At 36.0% G+C, this 17,223-nt stretch carries 13 protein-coding genes and 2 tRNA genes; 6 read left to right on the forward strand and 9 right to left on the reverse strand.

Annotated features, from left to right (window positions below; all coding sequences use genetic code 11):
* Window positions 1-33: 33 nt before the first annotated feature.
* The gene (locus tag B0I10_RS08255; RefSeq protein WP_112086178.1) at window positions 34-669 is read right to left on the reverse strand and encodes a queuosine precursor transporter; all 636 of its coding nucleotides are present in this window, start codon (window positions 667-669) and stop codon (window positions 34-36) included.
* Window positions 670-818: 149 nt separating this feature from the next.
* Window positions 819-2,588 (reverse strand): signal peptide peptidase SppA, encoded by a 1,770-nt coding sequence (sppA, locus tag B0I10_RS08260; RefSeq protein WP_112086039.1) that lies wholly within the window; start codon window positions 2,586-2,588, stop codon window positions 819-821.
* A 155-nt stretch (window positions 2,589-2,743) separates the two neighbouring features.
* Between sppA and folK the strand changes: the two genes are divergently transcribed.
* The gene (gene folK, locus B0I10_RS08265; RefSeq protein WP_112086040.1) at window positions 2,744-3,880 is read left to right on the forward strand and encodes a 2-amino-4-hydroxy-6-hydroxymethyldihydropteridine diphosphokinase; all 1,137 of its coding nucleotides are present in this window, start codon (window positions 2,744-2,746) and stop codon (window positions 3,878-3,880) included.
* Between the two features lies 1 nt (window position 3,881).
* Here the strand turns inward: folK and B0I10_RS08270 are convergent, their stop codons facing one another.
* Window positions 3,882-6,017: an Ig-like domain-containing protein gene (locus B0I10_RS08270; RefSeq protein WP_112086041.1), complete on the reverse strand. Its 2,136-nt coding sequence runs from the start codon at window positions 6,015-6,017 to the stop codon at window positions 3,882-3,884.
* A 46-nt stretch (window positions 6,018-6,063) separates the two neighbouring features.
* A complete protein-coding gene (locus tag B0I10_RS08275) occupies window positions 6,064-6,606 on the reverse strand; it encodes an RNA methyltransferase (protein WP_112086042.1) in 543 nt (180 codons plus the stop codon).
* Between the two features lie 202 nt (window positions 6,607-6,808).
* Between B0I10_RS08275 and mutS the strand changes: the two genes are divergently transcribed.
* The 3 genes from mutS to B0I10_RS08290 all read left to right on the forward strand — a co-directional run bounded on the left by mutS (window position 6,809) and on the right by B0I10_RS08290 (window position 9,710).
* A complete protein-coding gene (mutS, locus tag B0I10_RS08280; RefSeq protein WP_112086179.1) occupies window positions 6,809-9,376 on the forward strand; it encodes a DNA mismatch repair protein MutS in 2,568 nt (855 codons plus the stop codon).
* 138 nt (window positions 9,377-9,514) lie between these two features.
* A tRNA-Gly gene (locus B0I10_RS08285) sits at window positions 9,515-9,587 on the forward strand.
* Window positions 9,588-9,624: 37 nt separating this feature from the next.
* Window positions 9,625-9,710, forward strand: a tRNA-Leu gene (locus B0I10_RS08290).
* A 579-nt stretch (window positions 9,711-10,289) separates the two neighbouring features.
* Here B0I10_RS08290 and B0I10_RS08300 read toward each other — a convergent pair.
* From B0I10_RS08300 to B0I10_RS08315, 4 genes are all read right to left on the reverse strand, one after another.
* Complete coding sequence (locus B0I10_RS08300) at window positions 10,290-10,481, reverse strand: hypothetical protein (protein WP_112086044.1); 192 nt, start codon at window positions 10,479-10,481, stop codon at window positions 10,290-10,292.
* Window positions 10,482-10,682: 201 nt separating this feature from the next.
* Window positions 10,683-12,830 (reverse strand): S46 family peptidase, encoded by a 2,148-nt coding sequence (locus B0I10_RS08305; protein ID WP_112086045.1) that lies wholly within the window; start codon window positions 12,828-12,830, stop codon window positions 10,683-10,685.
* Window positions 12,831-12,851: 21 nt separating this feature from the next.
* The gene (locus B0I10_RS08310) at window positions 12,852-13,298 is read right to left on the reverse strand and encodes a GNAT family N-acetyltransferase (RefSeq protein ID WP_245942964.1); all 447 of its coding nucleotides are present in this window, start codon (window positions 13,296-13,298) and stop codon (window positions 12,852-12,854) included.
* A complete protein-coding gene (locus B0I10_RS08315; protein WP_112086046.1) occupies window positions 13,285-14,547 on the reverse strand; it encodes a 3-deoxy-D-manno-octulosonic acid transferase in 1,263 nt (420 codons plus the stop codon). Before B0I10_RS08315 ends, B0I10_RS08310 begins: the two co-directional genes overlap by 14 nt.
* Before the next feature lie 143 nt (window positions 14,548-14,690).
* On the opposite strand from B0I10_RS08315, the gene B0I10_RS08320 reads away from it, so the two are divergent.
* Complete coding sequence (locus tag B0I10_RS08320; RefSeq protein ID WP_112086047.1) at window positions 14,691-15,821, forward strand: DegT/DnrJ/EryC1/StrS family aminotransferase; 1,131 nt, start codon at window positions 14,691-14,693, stop codon at window positions 15,819-15,821.
* A gap of 12 nt (window positions 15,822-15,833) precedes the next feature.
* Window positions 15,834-16,847 (forward strand): UDP-glucose 4-epimerase GalE, encoded by a 1,014-nt coding sequence (gene galE / locus B0I10_RS08325; RefSeq protein WP_112086048.1) that lies wholly within the window; start codon window positions 15,834-15,836, stop codon window positions 16,845-16,847.
* Between the two features lie 96 nt (window positions 16,848-16,943).
* Here galE and B0I10_RS08330 read toward each other — a convergent pair whose 3' ends face one another.
* On the reverse strand, window positions 16,944-17,171 hold the full coding sequence (locus B0I10_RS08330) for a hypothetical protein (RefSeq protein ID WP_112086049.1): 228 nt from the start codon (window positions 17,169-17,171) through the stop codon (window positions 16,944-16,946).
* Between the last annotated feature and the right edge of the window lie 52 nt (window positions 17,172-17,223).

The following is a 17,223-nucleotide window of genomic DNA, read 5'->3' on the forward strand; positions in this document are numbered from 1 at the left end:
GGCTAGGCGGGTTTCCATTTTCGTTTTCAGCGGTTAGTCCAAAATTAGCTCTTCGCCACGAGCAAGGTTAAATCGCTTTTGAAAATAATACACCGAAGCATACAAAACGGGCGTGTCTAGGATGGCTATTAGCACTTTAAACAAAAAACCGCTCAGTAGTAATCCTGGAAACAAATCCCAACTCAATATGTTAAAGTTACATAGCAAAAATAATACCGCAAATGTATCAACAAATTGCGAGGTAAAAGTAGAAAAGTTATTTCGCACCCAAAGCATTTTTCCTTTGGTCACTTTTTTCCAAAAATGAAAGATGTAAATATCGATGTATTGTGCTGCCAAATAAGCAATCATCGAGGCTAGCACAGCAAGAGCAGTTTGTCCAAAAACTTTAGAAAACAAAACATCATCAACCGGAGAATTTTCTATCGCAGGAGCAGCATTTGCAACGTAAATAATCATTAACGAAAAAACTGAGGCAAAAATTCCCGCCGTAACGACTTGATTGGCCTTTTTCTTCCCGTAAACTTCTGAGATAATATCGGTTATTAAAAACGTAATCGGGTAGGGCAGAATTCCTACCGAAATTTCAAACCGATAAATCCCGAAAAAATCCCAATAAAAAAATTTCTGAAAAATTAAATTCGACACCACCAACGAAGCAATAAACATAGCTCCCAGCGTGAAATAAATTTTATAGGCAAACAGTTTGTCTTTTGTTTCCAATCCTTTTTTTAACAAAAATAATAAATTGGTAAGGAAACAGTTGTTAACAAAAATAAAAAACCTGACAGTTTGATTTGCTGTCAGGTTTCTTTTTTTTATTGAATTTTCAACTCAAAAGGCATCAATGTTTGAATACCGGTTCGAGCGGTCGCTCTTTTTACTTGTTGTACTGTTTGATAAGCTTCTTCGCCAATTTCTTCCTTAATCATGGCTTCTTTTGATTTTATAAACGGAATACCATTTTGGTCACTTAAAAACTGCATAAACGTTTTGTCAAATTCAGGATAATTTACGGTTTTGTATTTTTTGATTTTTGCTAAAGTAGCGGCTTCGCTCAACGCTACGTCTAAACCACCTAACTTGTCTACTAAACCATTTTGCAATGCTTCTGTTCCGGTCCAAACTCTTCCTTGAGCAATGGCATCTACTTGTTCAAAAGTCATTTTTCTTCCCGCAGCCACACGATTCACAAATACGGTATAAATATTTTCTACCGATTCGGTTGTTACTTCTTTAAACTTCTCATCAATCGGTTTAAACGGACTATAGCCAATAGCATGATCGTGTGTTTTTACTTGCGACGTGCTAATTCCGATTTTTTTAGATAACTCGGTCATATTTGGTAAAACACCAAACACACCAATGGAACCGGTAATTGTATTGGGTTCTGCAATAATTTTATCGGCATTACAAGCAATATAATAACCGCCCGATGCGGCTAAATTACCCATAGAAACCACAACCGGTTTTACTTTTTTGGTCAATTCAATTTCTCTCCAAATTAATTCAGAGGTCAAGGCACTTCCACCAGGGCTGTCAACTCGAATTACGACGGCTTTCACTTTTTCGTCTTTTCGGGCTTCTTGCAAAGAGGTTCTCATAGCACCTTCGCCAATCACATTTACATCACCATCGCCACCCATGATTTCACCTTGTGCATAAATAATGGCAATTTTATCTTTTGAATCTATTTTTTGTGGTGTTTTGGAAATGTTTTTTGCATAATCCATGATAGAAACCCACTCATAATCTTCATCTTTTTTTACTTTCAACGCTTTTTTAATTCCGTTGTGGTATTGATCTTCATATCCAATTTTATCAATTAGTTTTTTTGATTTAGCCATTTCCGGAGTTCTTGCTGATAATTGATTGGCAATACTGTTTAATGAATCTACAGAAATATTTCTGCTTTTAGAAATATCACTTACAATTGAACTCCAAGCCGAGTTCAACAAAGCAGAAATCTGCTCTCTGTTGGCATCGCTCATTTCGTTTTCCAAAAATGGTTCAACCGCACTTTTGTATTTTCCATGACGAATTACTTCCATTTTTACACCGGTTTTTTCTTGAATATCTTTAAAGAACATGATTTCAGAAGCAAGCCCTTTAAAGTCCATTTCGCCAACCGGATTCATATAAATCGTGTCGGCAACTGAGTTGATGTAATATTCACCTTGTGTAAAATAATCCGCATAGGAAACAATAAATTTCCCTGATTTTTTAAAATCAATCAATTTGTCTCGCAACGCCTTGGATTGAGCTAATCCTAAACTGCTGTTGCTGTTTAAGATTGAAATTCCTTTTATTTTATCATCGGTTTTAGCATTATCAACAGCGTTTAACACATCAATTAAACCTACCGATGCTTCTTCATTTAAAATCGTTACCCAAGGATCGGTGAATTTTCCGGTATAATCTAATGACACATTTTCCATATCTAAAACCAATACGGAGTTAGATTCTACTTTAGCAACATCAGAACCGCTTCCGGCAATTGCTCCAACAATCATTAGACCAAAAAACAAAATCATAAAGAATACAAATAATCCTATGATAGTGGCCAATACATTTCCTAAAAATCTCATTTTATATTTATTTAAATATTATTTTACTAATTAGTAGTCTTTCACCGTATTATGTTACACTTTGTGTTTAAAGTATTTCATAATTACAGAAACTTATTAACAGGATTAGCAAAGATACTTTATTTCTGAAATAGTTTTAGTTATTTTGCTTTTCTATGAATAATCAAAGCCAAGTCATTTTATCGTTGGGAAGTAATATAGGTAACCGTTTGGAGAACATTCAGTTGGCTATAAAATTCATTCATCAAACCATTGCTACGGTGGTCAAAGTTTCTTCGTTATACGAAACACCTTCGTGGGGTTTTGATAGTGATTCGTTTTATAATTGTGCATTGGTTTTGCAAACTTGTAAAAATGCAGAACAAATTTTAGACGAAGTGTTACAACTTGAAACTAAGTTAGGAAGAGTTCGAAACTATGAAGAAGGTTATCAATCCAGAATAATCGATATTGATGTAATTACTTATAACGAGGAAATCATCAACACCGAAAAATTGAAAGTTCCGCATCCGCACATGCAAAACAGAAAGTTTGTACTGTTACCCATGCGTGATTTGAATTTAGATTGGAGACACCCAATTTTACAAAAATATTTACCTGAATTAGTTGCATTGGCCGAAGATAAAAGCAATTGCAAAGTGGTTCAAAAATTAGAGGCTCCATTGGAGAAAATAAACCTTCAACAGTTTAATTACATTGCTATTGAAGGAAATATTGGTGCTGGAAAAACAACATTATCATCTAAAATTGCTGAAGATTTTAATGCCAAATTAGTGTTAGAACGTTTTGCAGACAATCCGTTTTTGCCTAAATTCTATGAAGACCAAAGTCGGTATGCTTTTCCGCTCGAAATGTCCTTTTTGGCCGACAGATACCAACAATTATCGGATGATTTAGCTCAATTTGATTTGTTTAAAGATTTTATTGTGGCCGATTATCATATTTTTAAATCCTTGATTTTCGCAAAAGTTACCTTAGCGGAGGATGAATTCAGACTTTACAAGACCATGTTTGATATCATCCATAAAGAAATGCCAAAGCCGGATTTATATGTTTATTTGTATCAGAACACCGATCAACTCTTGGAAAACATCAAAAAAAGAGGAAGAAGTTATGAACTGCAAATTCCGGCAGAATATTTAGAAAAAATTAATCAAGGGTATTTAGATTTCATCAAAACGCAAACCAATTTAAATGTGCTAATCATTGATGTTTCCGATAAAGATTTTGTAAACAATCAGGAAGATTATATTTTTATTTTAGACGAAATTGAGAAAAAAATAGCCGGATAAATTACCTTTTTAATGAAAAATGTCCTTTTCGTTCTGGTGTAGCGTTGTCAATTTTCAAAACATACCAATAATCATCTGCAGGTAGATTTTCACCTTCAAAAGTTCCGTCCCAAAACGGATTAGATGGAGTAATTTGTTTAATTAATTTTCCGTAACGGTTAAAAATGGACATAGAAGAGTTCGGATAAAACGCCATACCTTTCAAATAAAAAACATCGTTAATACCATCGCCGTTGGGTGTAAAAAAAGGTGGAACCAAAAGCACAACAAAGGTTACCTCGTCGGAATAACCACAATTGTTGATTTTCTCACGGACATACGCCGTATATAATCCGCCTTCGCCAACGGTAAATATATTTGAATCTTGATAAGTAAAACCATCAATAGAATACTCATATTCACCATTTCCGGAAACAATGATTTCAACAGAAGTATCTTTTACAACTACTGTTTCAATCACCGGGATATCATATTGAACGATGGTAAAATTTTTTGTTTTAGAACAATTTCCTGCTGCCAGAGAAGTTACAACAACTGAGTAATTTGCATTGTTATTCACCTGAATTGATTGAGAAGTTTCTCCGGTTGACCAAAGATAGGTGGCATTTGAAACACCTGCATTCAACGTAATTACAGTTCCTTCACAAAGTGTAATTGTTTCATCTTCCACGGCTGGTAAATCATACACAAACACATCAACGGCAATTCTATTTCCTGATGAACAGCCGTTATTAATTGCTTCCACGTAAAATGTGGTATCTTCTGAAAGAATAGGAGTGGTGAACGTATTTCCTGAACCTAAACTAGTTCCGCCCGTTTCAGCACTATACCAATTGATTGTTCCTGCAGTTGTAGAAGCAGTTAAAACAGTTGAATTTTCTCCACAAACAGGATTTGGGGCAACAACCGTAACCAGCGGAATTTGGTTTATTGTAGCGTTTACAGTAGTTCTTGTTCCGCTTGTACAACCAATTGCAAATGCATCAAAATAATAAGTTGTAGTTTGCGTTAAATTAGGCGTTGTAAAACTGTTTCCATTAGCTATTGGGGTCCCTCCTGTTGGAGTAGTGTACCATTTGACGGTTCCGGCAGAAGCATTAGCTGTTAGTGTTACTGAACCCTCTCCACACCTTGATTGTGCAACAAAAGAAATAATACTCGGAATTGTAATCGTTGTACTTGTTGAAATCTGCAAAACTGGATCGCCGGGCATTCCGCCATATTCCACAATGTAACCTTTCGGTTGATAATCGCCACTTGCTTCCCCGGTGTTTGATAAATCATTCCATGAACCTGTAATTCCAACACCAAGAGCGGTTATGTGTGCATAATTTTCATCACCCAAATTATTTGGCTCGCCATTATTCCAATTGGCATAATTGGGTGTTGTGCCGTTTACACCGCCATTCCAAAAGATCAACCCGTTTTCGGGCCCTGTCATCCATCTCCAAACGCCTTCTGTAGCCTCATCGCTACCGCCAATCCAACCGGCACCGGCAGCTTGTTCTCCTGAAAGTTGAGCCTCATCAGCAGCTGTAATGGTGGCTAAATAACCTTGTAAACCATAGTAAGTTCGATTTGCGGCCGCTGTTCTTGCATTGTTCCAGGTAATCCCAATCGCAGGAACAAATTCATAATAATGACCATTTGAAGGAAGATAATTGGCTTGACCTACGGTAATGGAAAATGTTCTAACTCCTGCTGGATTTGCAGAAGAATTTGAATAAACTACATCTTCAATAGCCGCGATTAAATTTGCATAAGTGGGTTGAGCAGAAATTCCTGTAAGTGTAAGTTTTCCAGTCAATGCGTCCCAACTTGTGGCAATGGTTGGATGGGTTCCGGTTAAAGTCAATACGTCTTGACCATTTACATAACCAGATGAAATTTGAATATAAATCGCATCAATTCCGGTATCATCATTATCGGTGATAGACATGTTGGTTACAATATTTAGTTGCGAACCCGGGCAGTAAATTTGATTCCCTGTTGCCATTAAAATGGGAGCGTCATTTACAATCATTGAACTGTTCTCTTTTCGAATTTCGGATATTTTTGGGTTTACCCAATTCGATAAGAAACCAACACAAGCAGCTACTAGAACAAGTGTAAGGCGAAGTACTGACAAACTATTCATTTTGTAAAAGTAAGAAATAGTAAACAGATGAACAGTTTGATAAATGCTAATTTTCTCCTAAAGCAATCAGTTTTTTAAATATATCCCAAACGACAATTCCGGCACTAACTGAAATATTCAGCGAATGTTTTGTTCCTAATTGTGGAATTTCAATCACACCATCACATTTTTCAATCGCTTGTTGCGAAACGCCTTTGACTTCATTACCGAAAACTAAAGCGTATTTTTTGCCTTTTTCAACTTCAAAATCATTTAACATCACCGAATTTTCTACTTGTTCGATAGCAAAAACGGAGATTTTTTCTGCTTTCAATTGATCAATCACTGTCAAAACTTCTTGTTGATATTCCCAAGCTACAGTATCTGTTGCTCCTAAAGCCGTTTTGTGAATTTCCTTATTGGGAGGAGTTGCCGTGATACCACATAAATATATTTTTTCAATCAAAAACGCATCCGAAGTTCTAAAAACCGAACCAATGTTATGCAGACTTCTAATATCATCTAAAATAATGATAATTGGTGTTTTTTGAGCTTCTTTAAACTCATCGATGTTTTTACGTTCCAGTTCAGAATTGGCTAATTTTCTCATCGTGCAAAAATAAGTAATGCATTTGAATTTTTACATTTGATATTGAAATTGATTTTTTTGTTTAATTTTTGCCAATGCCATTGCCAATGCAATTGATTTTTGTCATTGAAATATTATTTCCGTATTTTTGAATCCAAACCTAAAACCGAATCCATTGTCAGCCAAAGCCAACACAGTCAAAGAACCAAAAGAAACGCCTTTAATGAAGCAATACAACGATATCAAACGGAAGTATCCCGATGCGTGTTTGTTGTTTCGCGTAGGGGATTTTTATGAAACGTTTGGCGAAGATGCTGTTCGGGCTTCACAAATTTTAGGTATTGTGTTAACCAAAAGAGGTGCAGGATCTGAAACCGAAACGGCGTTGGCGGGTTTTCCACACCACTCATTAAATACGTATTTGCCAAAATTAGTCAAAGCCGGATTAAGGGTGGCGATTTGTGATCAATTGGAAGATCCAAAAATGACTAAAACTATTGTGAAACGTGGTGTGACCGAATTAGTTACTCCCGGCGTTTCCATGAATGATGAGGTGTTGCAGTCAAAGTCAAATAATTTCTTGGCTTCGGTTTATTTTGGTAAAAAGCAAATTGGCGTTTCATTTTTGGATGTTTCAACAGGCGAATTTTTGACGTCTCAAGGTAATGAAGAATACATCGACAAATTGTTACAAAATTTTAGTCCCAGTGAAATTTTAGTCACTAAAAACCATAAACAACATTTTAGAGAAGTTTTTGGCGAAGATTATCACACTTTTTTTCTCGAAGATTGGGTGTATAATGAAGACTACGGCAATGAAGTGTTGACCAAGCATTTTCAAACCAATTCACTCAAGGGATTTGGAATTGAAGAAATGCAAGAAGGAATCGTTGCTTCGGGTGCGGTTTTGTATTATTTATCGGAAACGCAACATAATAAAATCCAACATATTACTTCGATTCAACGCATTGCAGAAGATGCGTATGTTTGGATGGATCGTTTTACGATTCGAAATTTAGAATTGTACCAGAGCACCAATCCGAATGCGGTTACGCTATTGGATGTGATTGACAGAACACTGTCGCCAATGGGTTCACGCTTATTGAAACGCTGGTTGGCTTTGCCTCTGAAAGAGGCAGCTAAAATTCAATCCCGTCACGAAGTGGTGACTTTTCTTAAGGATAATTCGGAAGTTTTACAGAAGATTCAATACCAAATCAAACAAATTTCCGATCTGGAACGGTTGATTTCCAAAGTCGCCACCGGTAAAGTTTCGCCCCGTGAAGTGATGAACCTTTGTCATTCGTTGGACGCCATTATTCCAATCAAAACATTGGCTTTGGCAAGTGCAAATGAATCGTTGAAAGCGATTGGTGATAGTTTACATGCTTGTGATTTATTGCGTGAAAAAATCAAAACGACGTTGAATCACGATGCACCGGTTTCCATTAACAAAGGAAATGCAATTGCGAAGGGAATTCATCCTGATTTAGATGAATTAAGAGCCATTTCAACTTCCGGGAAAGAATATTTGGAAGGAATTGAGCTGAGAGAATCTCAAAAAACTGGAATATCCTCGTTGAAAATTTCGTTTAATAATGTTTTTGGTTATTATATTGAAATTAGAAATACACACAAAGACAAAGTTCCAACGGAATGGATTAGAAAGCAAACGCTGGTGAATGCTGAGCGATACATTACGGAAGAATTAAAAGAATACGAAACTAAAATTTTAGGAGCAGAAGACAAAATTCATCAATTGGAATCGCAATTATTTGAACAATTGGTGATTTGGATTGGCACTTACATCAAACCCGTTCAGTTAAATGCTGCTTTGGTTGCTCAGTTGGATTGTTTGAATTCGTTTACGCAATTAGCGATTGAAAACAAGTACGTTCGCCCGATTTTAGATGATTCGTATGAATTAGAAATCACAAACGGTCGTCATCCTGTGATTGAAAAACAATTGCCGGTTGGCGTTCCCTATATTGCGAATGATGTTTTTTTAGACAGAGATTCACAACAAATTATTATGATTACCGGTCCGAATATGTCTGGTAAATCGGCTATTTTGAGGCAAACGGCGTTGATTGTACTATTGGCTCAAATGGGAAGTTTTGTTCCGGCAGAAGCAGTTCGAATGGGTGTGGTAGATAAAATATTTACGAGAGTAGGAGCAAGCGATAACATTTCGATGGGCGAATCGACTTTTATGGTGGAAATGAATGAAACCGCTTCGATTTTGAACAATATTTCTGAACGAAGTTTGGTTTTATTGGATGAAATCGGGCGAGGAACCAGCACGTACGATGGAATTTCGATTGCGTGGGCCATTGCCGAATATTTGCACGAACATCCAAACCGTCCTAAGACATTATTTGCGACACATTATCATGAGTTAAATGAAATGGAAGTCACATTTAACCGTGTTCAGAACTTTAATGTTTCGGTGAAAGAATTAAAAGACACCGTTCTTTTTATTCGAAAATTAGTGAAAGGCGGCACCGAACACAGTTTTGGTATCCATGTAGCTAAAATGGCGGGAATGCCACAAACGGTGATTCAAAAAGCACAAAAGATTTTAAAGAAGTTAGAAAAAAATCATTCGAGTGAAGAATTATCCGGCATAAAATCACCGAAGGATGAATTGCAACTTAGTTTTTTTAATTTGGATGATCCGTTGTTGGAAGAAATCAAAGAAGAAATTCTAAGCTTAGATATAAATACCTTAACTCCGGTGGAAGCTTTAATGAAATTAAACGAAATTAAACGAATGTTAACCAAAAAATAAATGCTATAACTTTAACTTTCAAAACATTAGTTTTTGAAGTGAATTTTTTTGTAAAAAACGCTTGCAAAAGCAAATAATTATAGTACATTTGCATCCGCATTGCTAAACAAGTAGTGCTGTTCTTTTAAAAACCTGTACGCGAAAATAGCTCAGTTGGTAGAGCGCCACCTTGCCAAGGTGGAGGTCGCGGGTTCGAATCCCGTTTTTCGCTCTTCTACCTTATAGTGCAAACAATTTGCTTGCATCAAGCTCGAGTGGTGGAATTGGTAGACACGCTGGACTTAAAATCCAGTGGGTAGTAATGCCCGTGCGGGTTCAAGTCCCGCCTTGAGTACAAAAGCTTCATTTGTTTTTACAAGTGGAGCTTTTTTTATTTTAAGAATCTACTTTTTTGTTTTAATCTTTGATTTTATTTGCCACAGAGGAAACAAGACACAAAGTTTTGGATTACTTTGTTGGTTGCTCGTCAAGGCGAGAGATTGTTATTTCGAATTCGTCATCTTGCACAATGACAAGATTAAGGGAGAACTGCGATTGAATACTGCGACTGTTGTGTAATTGATTTGCTTTGAAATGCTTTGATGCACTGCAGCTACGTGAGGGATTGAAGTGGAAAGCCCGCAGGACAAAGGTTGAGTTTTTGCGGGTTGTGCCGGCGACCAAAGAAGCCGAGCACAACCCGACAAAAACCATCCTTTGGACGAGGACTTGGAACGGAAAGCCCGACCCGGAGTTTACGGAGGGGCACGCCCAAATATTTGTTTAAAAGTTTAAAGTTCCAGGTTTCAAGTTGATCTTTATCTAGCTGAACTTTTGGTGAAATAGTTCACTAAAAACCACTACTTTCCTTTATTTTAGAACAAAAAAAATCCCGAACAAGTCGGGATTAGTTTTTCTGTTAGCTTGTTGCTAATTACTGAGCAGGAGCTTCTTCTGTAGCAGGAGCTTCAACAGCCATAGAATCTACTACTGGAGCAGCTTCTTCAATAACTTCTGGAGCAACTTCTTCAGTTGTTACTTCTTCAGTTACTTCAGCTTCTTTTTCTTTACAAGATACTACTGTTAAAGCAGCAACAAATACCAAACTTAAAATTACTTTTTTCATCTTACTTTATTATAAAAGGTTAATTATTAATTCGGAGCAAAGATATAAATTTTTTGGTTCAACAAAATATTTTACGAAATATTTTTAAAAAAAAATAAACTATTTGTGATTCAAACGTTTGAGTCCGCATTATCAGGCTCTTTTTAAAGTAGAAACCCCTTTTTTTGGAAGGGGTTTGTGTAAGAATTCTGTTTATTAATTTTATTTTTTGATTTTTTTGCCAACTACTTTCATTTCATTGATCAAATGTTTCGCTCCGGCATACTTGTCGATCACAAAAAGTACGTAACGAATGTCGACCATTATATTTCTGCAAATGGCCGGATCATAATAGATATCGCTCATGGTTCCTTCCCAAACGCGGTCGAAATTTAGCCCGATTAGATTACCATTTTTGTCGATGGCCGGACTTCCTGAATTTCCCCCTGTGGTATGATTGGTTCCAATAAAATTGACCGGAAGTTTTCCGTTTTCGGCATATTGGCCGTAATCCTTGTTGTTGTATAATTCTATCAACTTTGGTGAAACATCAAATTCGTAGTCACCCGGAATGTATTTTTCCATTACGCCATCTAAATAGGTTACCGGACTGTAATAAACGGCATCGCTAGGAGAATAGCCCTTCACTTTTCCGTAGGTTACACGCAAGGTTGAGTTGGCATCGGGGAAAATACGGGCTTCTTTTGGACTTAGTTCCAAAATTCCCTTCATGTACGTGCGTTGTAAAGCTGTATTTTTAAGATTTATTTCGTCGTATTTTGGAACTACGTTTTTGTTGTAAGCTTCGGACAACATTTTTACGAATGCAAATCCGCTATCGTTGTTTAATTTTTCAAGAACGGTTTTGGCATCGCCGGTAAGCAATTCTTTCAAACCATCATAGTTCGTTAGTTTAGAAGTTTTGAAAATTTCGGCTGTTTTTGTTTTTAAATCTTGGTTTAACAAACCTTCGGGTAAAAATTGCTTTGGCGATTCAATGGCGTATAATTCAATTAATTGCTCCATGACTTTTTCGTCCACAGTGGCGTTGAAATCTTTGTATAAATCTTCAAATCCTGTAATGAAATTTTCTTTTCTGTCCATAAATGCTTGTTCGCCTCTTGTTTTATGAAGATTTTCCAATTGAACCAAACGGTAACCAAAACTCAACAACTCGGTGTTACGCATCACGACTTCCATAAAATAATCACGGCTCAAGGCATACGGAGCGATTTCGGTGTAGTTTTTTTCAAATTCTGAAAGTAAGTTGCCATATTCGTTTTGTTTTCCGGCTTTGGCTACTTTGTTCATAAAATCGTTTTCAAACTCTTTTTTGATTTGAACCGCATTGGATTTTTTTAAACCTTTGGTTTCACCAATCCATTTTTTCCAATAATTGGCCACCGAAGCATATTTGGCTGCATATTGAATTTTAATCGCTTTGTCTTTTCGCATGAATCCGTCCTGTACTTTCAAGGCTGCATCTCGGATTTCGATTTTTGCAGGATTGAGTTCGTTGACAATTTGTTCAACGGCAACAGCCGGCAAATATTCCTGCGTTCTTCCCGGATAACCGAAAACCATCGTAAAGTCATTTTCTTTTACACCGTCAATGGAAACTGGGAAAAAGTGTTTTGGCGTATACGGAACATTGTCTTTGGAGTATTCTGCCGGACGATTATTTTTGTCTGCGTAAATTCTGAAAAGCGAAAAATCTCCTGTATGACGAGGCCAAACCCAGTTATCTGTATCTGAACCAAATTTTCCGATGGATGATGGCGGAGCACCAACTAAACGCACATCTTTATAGGTTTCGACTACAAACCAGATGTATTGATTGCCGTCGTAAAACGTTCTGATTCGGTTTTCTTGCCAACTTTCTTTAGGTAAAGAAGTAGTTAAAGCAGAAATATTTTCTTGAATTTTTTTCTGTTTGTCTGCTTCGTTGGAAATGGATTGTGTGTTTTCCAAAACTTTTGAAGTGACATCTTCAATTTTAACGATGAATGTCACCACTAAGCCCGGATTAGGAAGTTCTTGCTCTAAACTCATTGCCCAAAAACCTTTTTCTAAATAATCATTTTCAATAGTGGAATGGGATTGAATTTCGCCGTAACCACAATGGTGATTGGTTAATAAAAGTCCTTTTGACGAAATCACTTCTGATGTACAGCCGTTGTTGAAATGCGGCACAGCGTCTTTCATACTCGATTTGTTCACGTCGTAAATATCTTTGGCAGACATTTTCATACCGAGCGATTTCATTTCTTTTTCGTTCATTCCTTCCAATAAAGACGGAATCCACATACCGCCTTGTTGAGCAAATGTAGAAAAGGAAAGAAACAGGATGAGTAAGCGTAAAAATTTCATAAATAATTGTTTAGTAAGTTCTTATTTTACAGTGTGTTTGAATAATTTTCGTTTGTGTTCTTCGAAATCGTTTGCAATATACAATTTTTGAGCAGGATGATTATGCGGTTCAACCTCCAAATAGATGATTTTTAACGATAATTTATGAGCTTCTTGAAGGATGAAATGGAGCGTTTGTTTGCCAAAACCTTTTCCTTGAGCCGAATTTTTGATGTATAATTCGTCTAAGAAGGCAATCTTTCCTTGGTATTCAAAACTAAAAACGAAAGTGAGAATCACATAACCAACGATTTCATTTTCATTTAAAATTAGCCAAGCTTTACCAAGATTTTCATTTTCGATGAATTGATGAAATAGTTTTTTGGAAGTTTCAATTTGAAAAGGATAATTGTCGATGGCATAAAATTCCTTCATCATTTGAAGGATTTCATCAATCTCTAAAACGGATAAAGGTTTAAAGGTTGTCATTATCCAAATGGTTTAAAATAGCATCTGTTGCACCTTTATTCATTTGTACGAAAGTGTTGCAAATATGACCTTTTTCGTAACGAATGTCTTCGTTAGAAAGTAAGTTTGAAAATGTTTCATTCAATTCGTTTTGATTGGAAATTGAAATGCATCCTTCCATATTTACTAATGCGGTCGCTTCTGCAAAATGAGAATAATTGGGTCCGATTACGATGGGGATGCCAAATGTTGCGGGTTCTAAAATGTTATGCACACCGGGATTTCCGAAGCCCCCACCTACGTAGGCAATATCGGCGTAGTTGTAGATTTTGGTTAAGATGCCGATGGTGTTGATGATGAATACATCATATTCTCGTAGGGACAGGTCGCGACCTGTCTGTACATTTGATTCCCATTCCGAAAATAAAATTGATTTTTTTGTAATTGATTTTTGCAATTCCAAAATTTGTTCCGATTTGATATTATGTGGAGCAATGATGAATTTTACATTTTCCGATGAATTATTAATGAAATTAACCAGTAATTCTTCGTCTTTTGGCCATGAACTTCCAATGACGATTGTAGTAGTGTTGTTTTTGAATTCTTCGATAAAATTTAACGAATTATCTCTTTCTAAAATTGAAACTACGCGATCAAAACGGGTGTCGCCTGAAATTTTTATGTTTTGAAATCCGAGCGATTGAAGGAGTTTTTTGGATGATTCATTTTGTACAAAAAAGAAATCAAAAGCAGTTAAACATTTTCTGTAAAATCCTCCATACCACTTAAAAAAAACTTGATTATTTCTCAGAATTCCGGAAATTAAATAAGTTTTTATTTGCCTTTTTTTGAGTTCATTCAAATAATTTGGCCAATATTCATATTTGATAAAAAACACCATTTCCGGATGAGTTAACTCTAAAAATTGTTTGGCGTTTTGTTGTGTATCTAGTGGAAGATAAATAGTCAAATCAGCCATTGAGTTGTTTTTTCTAACTTCAAAACCCGAAGGAGAAAAAAAGGTTACAATAATTTTATGGTTAGGAAATTTGATTTTGATTTTTTCCATTACGGGAATTCCCTGTTCAAACTCGCCTAAAGAAGCGGCGTGAAACCAAATCGTTTTATCAGTCGAAGAAATTTTCTGTTTTATTTGCTCAAAAACATTCTTTCTTCCATCGATAAAAAGTTTTATTTTCGGATGGAATAGAGTAACGATTTTCAGTAAAAATCCGACAAAATGAACCAATAAATTATATAAAAAAAACATATAGCAGAAATTGTGTCGCTAAAATACATCACTTTAAAGAATTTTCATTGTTATAACTTACTAAATAATTACTTTTGTTATGTTATTAAGATGAACTCATTCAAAATGAAAACATCTTACACTTTAAAATTAAATAAAAAGTAATGCGTAAACTTCAAATGGTTGACTTAAAAAGTCAATACGATAAAATTAAGACTACAGTTGATGCTTCAATTCAAGAAGTTTTAGAAACCACAACCTATATCAACGGACCGAAAGTTCATGAATTTCAAAAAAGCTTAGAAGATTACTTAGGTGTAAAGCACGTTATTCCGTGTGCAAATGGAACAGATGCTCTTCAAATTGCTATGATGGGATTAGATTTGAAACCCGGAGACGAAGTAATTACAGCCGATTTTACGTTTGCTGCTACAGTTGAAGTGATTGCTCTGTTGCAATTAACGCCTGTTTTAGTTGATGTTGATATGGTGAATATGAACATTTCACTAGACGGAATCCGAAAAGCCATCACGCCAAAAACCAAAGCCATCGTGCCGGTTCATTTGTTTGGAAGAGCAGCGAATATGGAAGCCATTATGCAAATTGCTAATGAACATAATTTATATGTTATTGAAGATAATGCACAAGCCATTGGAGCTAATTGTCGTTTTTCGGATGGAACCAAAAAGAAAGCCGGAACCATTGGTCATGTGGGAGCAACTTCTTTTTTTCCCTCAAAAAATTTAGGTTGTTATGGTGATGGTGGTGCCATTTTTACCAATGATGATGCTTTGGCTCATACGATTCGCGGAATCGTAAATCATGGGATGTACTTGCGTTATCACCACGATGTAGTGGGTGTAAATTCGCGTTTGGATAGTATTCAAGCAGCGGTTTTAAATGCAAAATTGCCGTTGTTAGACAGTTACAATGCTGCTCGTCAAAATGCTGCCCGAAAATATTCAACGGCTTTTGAAGGACATCAAAACATAGTTGCACCAACCATTTGTGCTATTTGCGATTGCCATGTTTTTCATCAATATACCTTGCGAATTATTGATGCTGATCGGAATGCATTAATGGATCATTTGCAAAGCAAAGGAATTCCGTGTGCGATTTATTACCCAATCCCGCTACATTCTCAAAAAGCATATGCTGATATTCGTTATCAGGAAGAAGATTTTCCGGTAACCAATCAATTGGTTCAAGAAGTAATTTCGTTACCAATGCATACCGAATTAGATGACGAGCAAATTAAATTTATAACCGATTCTGTTTTAGAATTTTTCAACTAATCATACAAAAAAATGAAAGTATTAGTAACCGGAGGCCTTGGATTCATTGGTTCTCACACTGTTGTAGAATTGCAAAATGTAGGTTTTGAACCCGTTATTATCGATAATCTATCCAATTCTTCTATTGAAGTGTTAGACCGAATTACAAATATTACCGGAAAGAAACCACTTTTTGAACAAATGGATTTACGAGATAAAACTTCGGTGCAAAATTTCTTCAAAAAGCACAATGATGTTTCGGGTGTCATTCATTTTGCCGCTTCCAAAGCAGTAGGAGAAAGTGTTGAAAATCCATTGTTGTATTATGAAAATAATATCAATGCATTGGTTTATATTTTACAAGAATTACAACAAAAACCAGAGGCACACTTTATTTTTAGTTCGTCGTGTACGGTTTACGGTCAAGCCGAAAAGATGCCAATTACAGAAGACGCTTCGGTTCAACCGGCGATGTCGCCTTATGGAAATACAAAACAAATTGGTGAAGAAATTATTACCGATGTGGTCAAAGTTTCGAATATCAATTCTATTCTTTTACGTTATTTTAATCCGATTGGAGCTCATCCAACGGCTGAAATTGGCGAATTACCGATTGGTGTTCCACAAAATTTAGTGCCGTTTATCACACAAACCGGAAGCGGATTACGAAAAGAATTATCGGTTTACGGAGATGATTATCCAACACCAGACGGTACTGCCGTTCGCGATTATATTCACGTAGTAGATTTGGCAAAAGCTCACGTTGTTGCTTTACAACGACTAATCGAAAAGAAAAATGTATCAAAAATCGAAACGTTTAATCTTGGAACAGGAACAGGTAGTTCTGTTTTGGAGGTTATTACTGCTTTTGAAAAAGTTTCGGGTAAAAAATTACCCTACAAAATTGTGGGTAGGAGAGAAGGTGATATTACATCCGCTTATGCTAACACCGACAAAGCAAATAATGTTTTAGGCTGGAAAGCACAATCCACGTTAGAAGAAAGTTTGGCGAGTGCTTGGAAATGGGAACAAAAAATTAGAAGTTAAGATTTAAAAACCAATCATTTTCCAATACCGATTAATAAAAATAAAAAATCCCCATTTTTTTAAGATGGGGAAATTTTTAATTGTACTGTGCCTGAATTAGTCTTTTTTCAATGCTTCTTCCGTTTTATCTGCAGCATTTTCCAACGCTTCCCCGGTTTTATCTGCAGCATTTTCAATTGAATCTCCAGCTTCTTCGGCCGCATTTTCAATGTCGCTACCCACCGATTCTACAGCGTCTTCTACTTTTTCTTCTGTTGTTTTTTCTTTACAAGAAACAACAAATAAAGCTCCCATCAGTACCAATCCTAAAAGTGTTTTTTTCATTTTGTTTATTTTTTAAAAGGTTAATCAATCGCTAACCAGCAAATCAAGTGCC

Source organism: Flavobacterium lacus (genome assembly GCF_003268815.1).
Lineage (GTDB): Bacteria > Bacteroidota > Bacteroidia > Flavobacteriales > Flavobacteriaceae > Flavobacterium > Flavobacterium lacus.

Bases quoted from the DNA above. Each gene is read 5' to 3' on its own strand.
- B0I10_RS08255 (WP_112086178.1), bottom strand. From the start codon at position 669: ATGTTTATTGCTTCGTTGGTGGTGTCGAATTTAATTTTTCAGAAATTT.
- sppA (WP_112086039.1), bottom strand. From the start codon at position 2,588: ATGAGATTTTTAGGAAATGTATTGGCCACTATCATAGGATTATTTGTA.
- folK (WP_112086040.1), top strand. From the start codon at position 2,744: ATGAATAATCAAAGCCAAGTCATTTTATCGTTGGGAAGTAATATAGGT.
- B0I10_RS08270 (WP_112086041.1), bottom strand. From the start codon at position 6,017: ATGAATAGTTTGTCAGTACTTCGCCTTACACTTGTTCTAGTAGCTGCT.
- B0I10_RS08275 (WP_112086042.1), bottom strand. From the start codon at position 6,606: ATGAGAAAATTAGCCAATTCTGAACTGGAACGTAAAAACATCGATGAG.
- mutS (WP_112086179.1), top strand. From the start codon at position 6,809: ATGAAGCAATACAACGATATCAAACGGAAGTATCCCGATGCGTGTTTG.
- B0I10_RS08300 (WP_112086044.1), bottom strand. From the start codon at position 10,481: ATGAAAAAAGTAATTTTAAGTTTGGTATTTGTTGCTGCTTTAACAGTA.
- B0I10_RS08305 (WP_112086045.1), bottom strand. From the start codon at position 12,830: ATGAAATTTTTACGCTTACTCATCCTGTTTCTTTCCTTTTCTACATTT.
- B0I10_RS08310 (WP_245942964.1), bottom strand. From the start codon at position 13,298: ATGACAACCTTTAAACCTTTATCCGTTTTAGAGATTGATGAAATCCTT.
- B0I10_RS08315 (WP_112086046.1), bottom strand. From the start codon at position 14,547: ATGTTTTTTTTATATAATTTATTGGTTCATTTTGTCGGATTTTTACTG.
- B0I10_RS08320 (WP_112086047.1), top strand. From the start codon at position 14,691: ATGCGTAAACTTCAAATGGTTGACTTAAAAAGTCAATACGATAAAATT.
- galE (WP_112086048.1), top strand. From the start codon at position 15,834: ATGAAAGTATTAGTAACCGGAGGCCTTGGATTCATTGGTTCTCACACT.
- B0I10_RS08330 (WP_112086049.1), bottom strand. From the start codon at position 17,171: ATGAAAAAAACACTTTTAGGATTGGTACTGATGGGAGCTTTATTTGTT.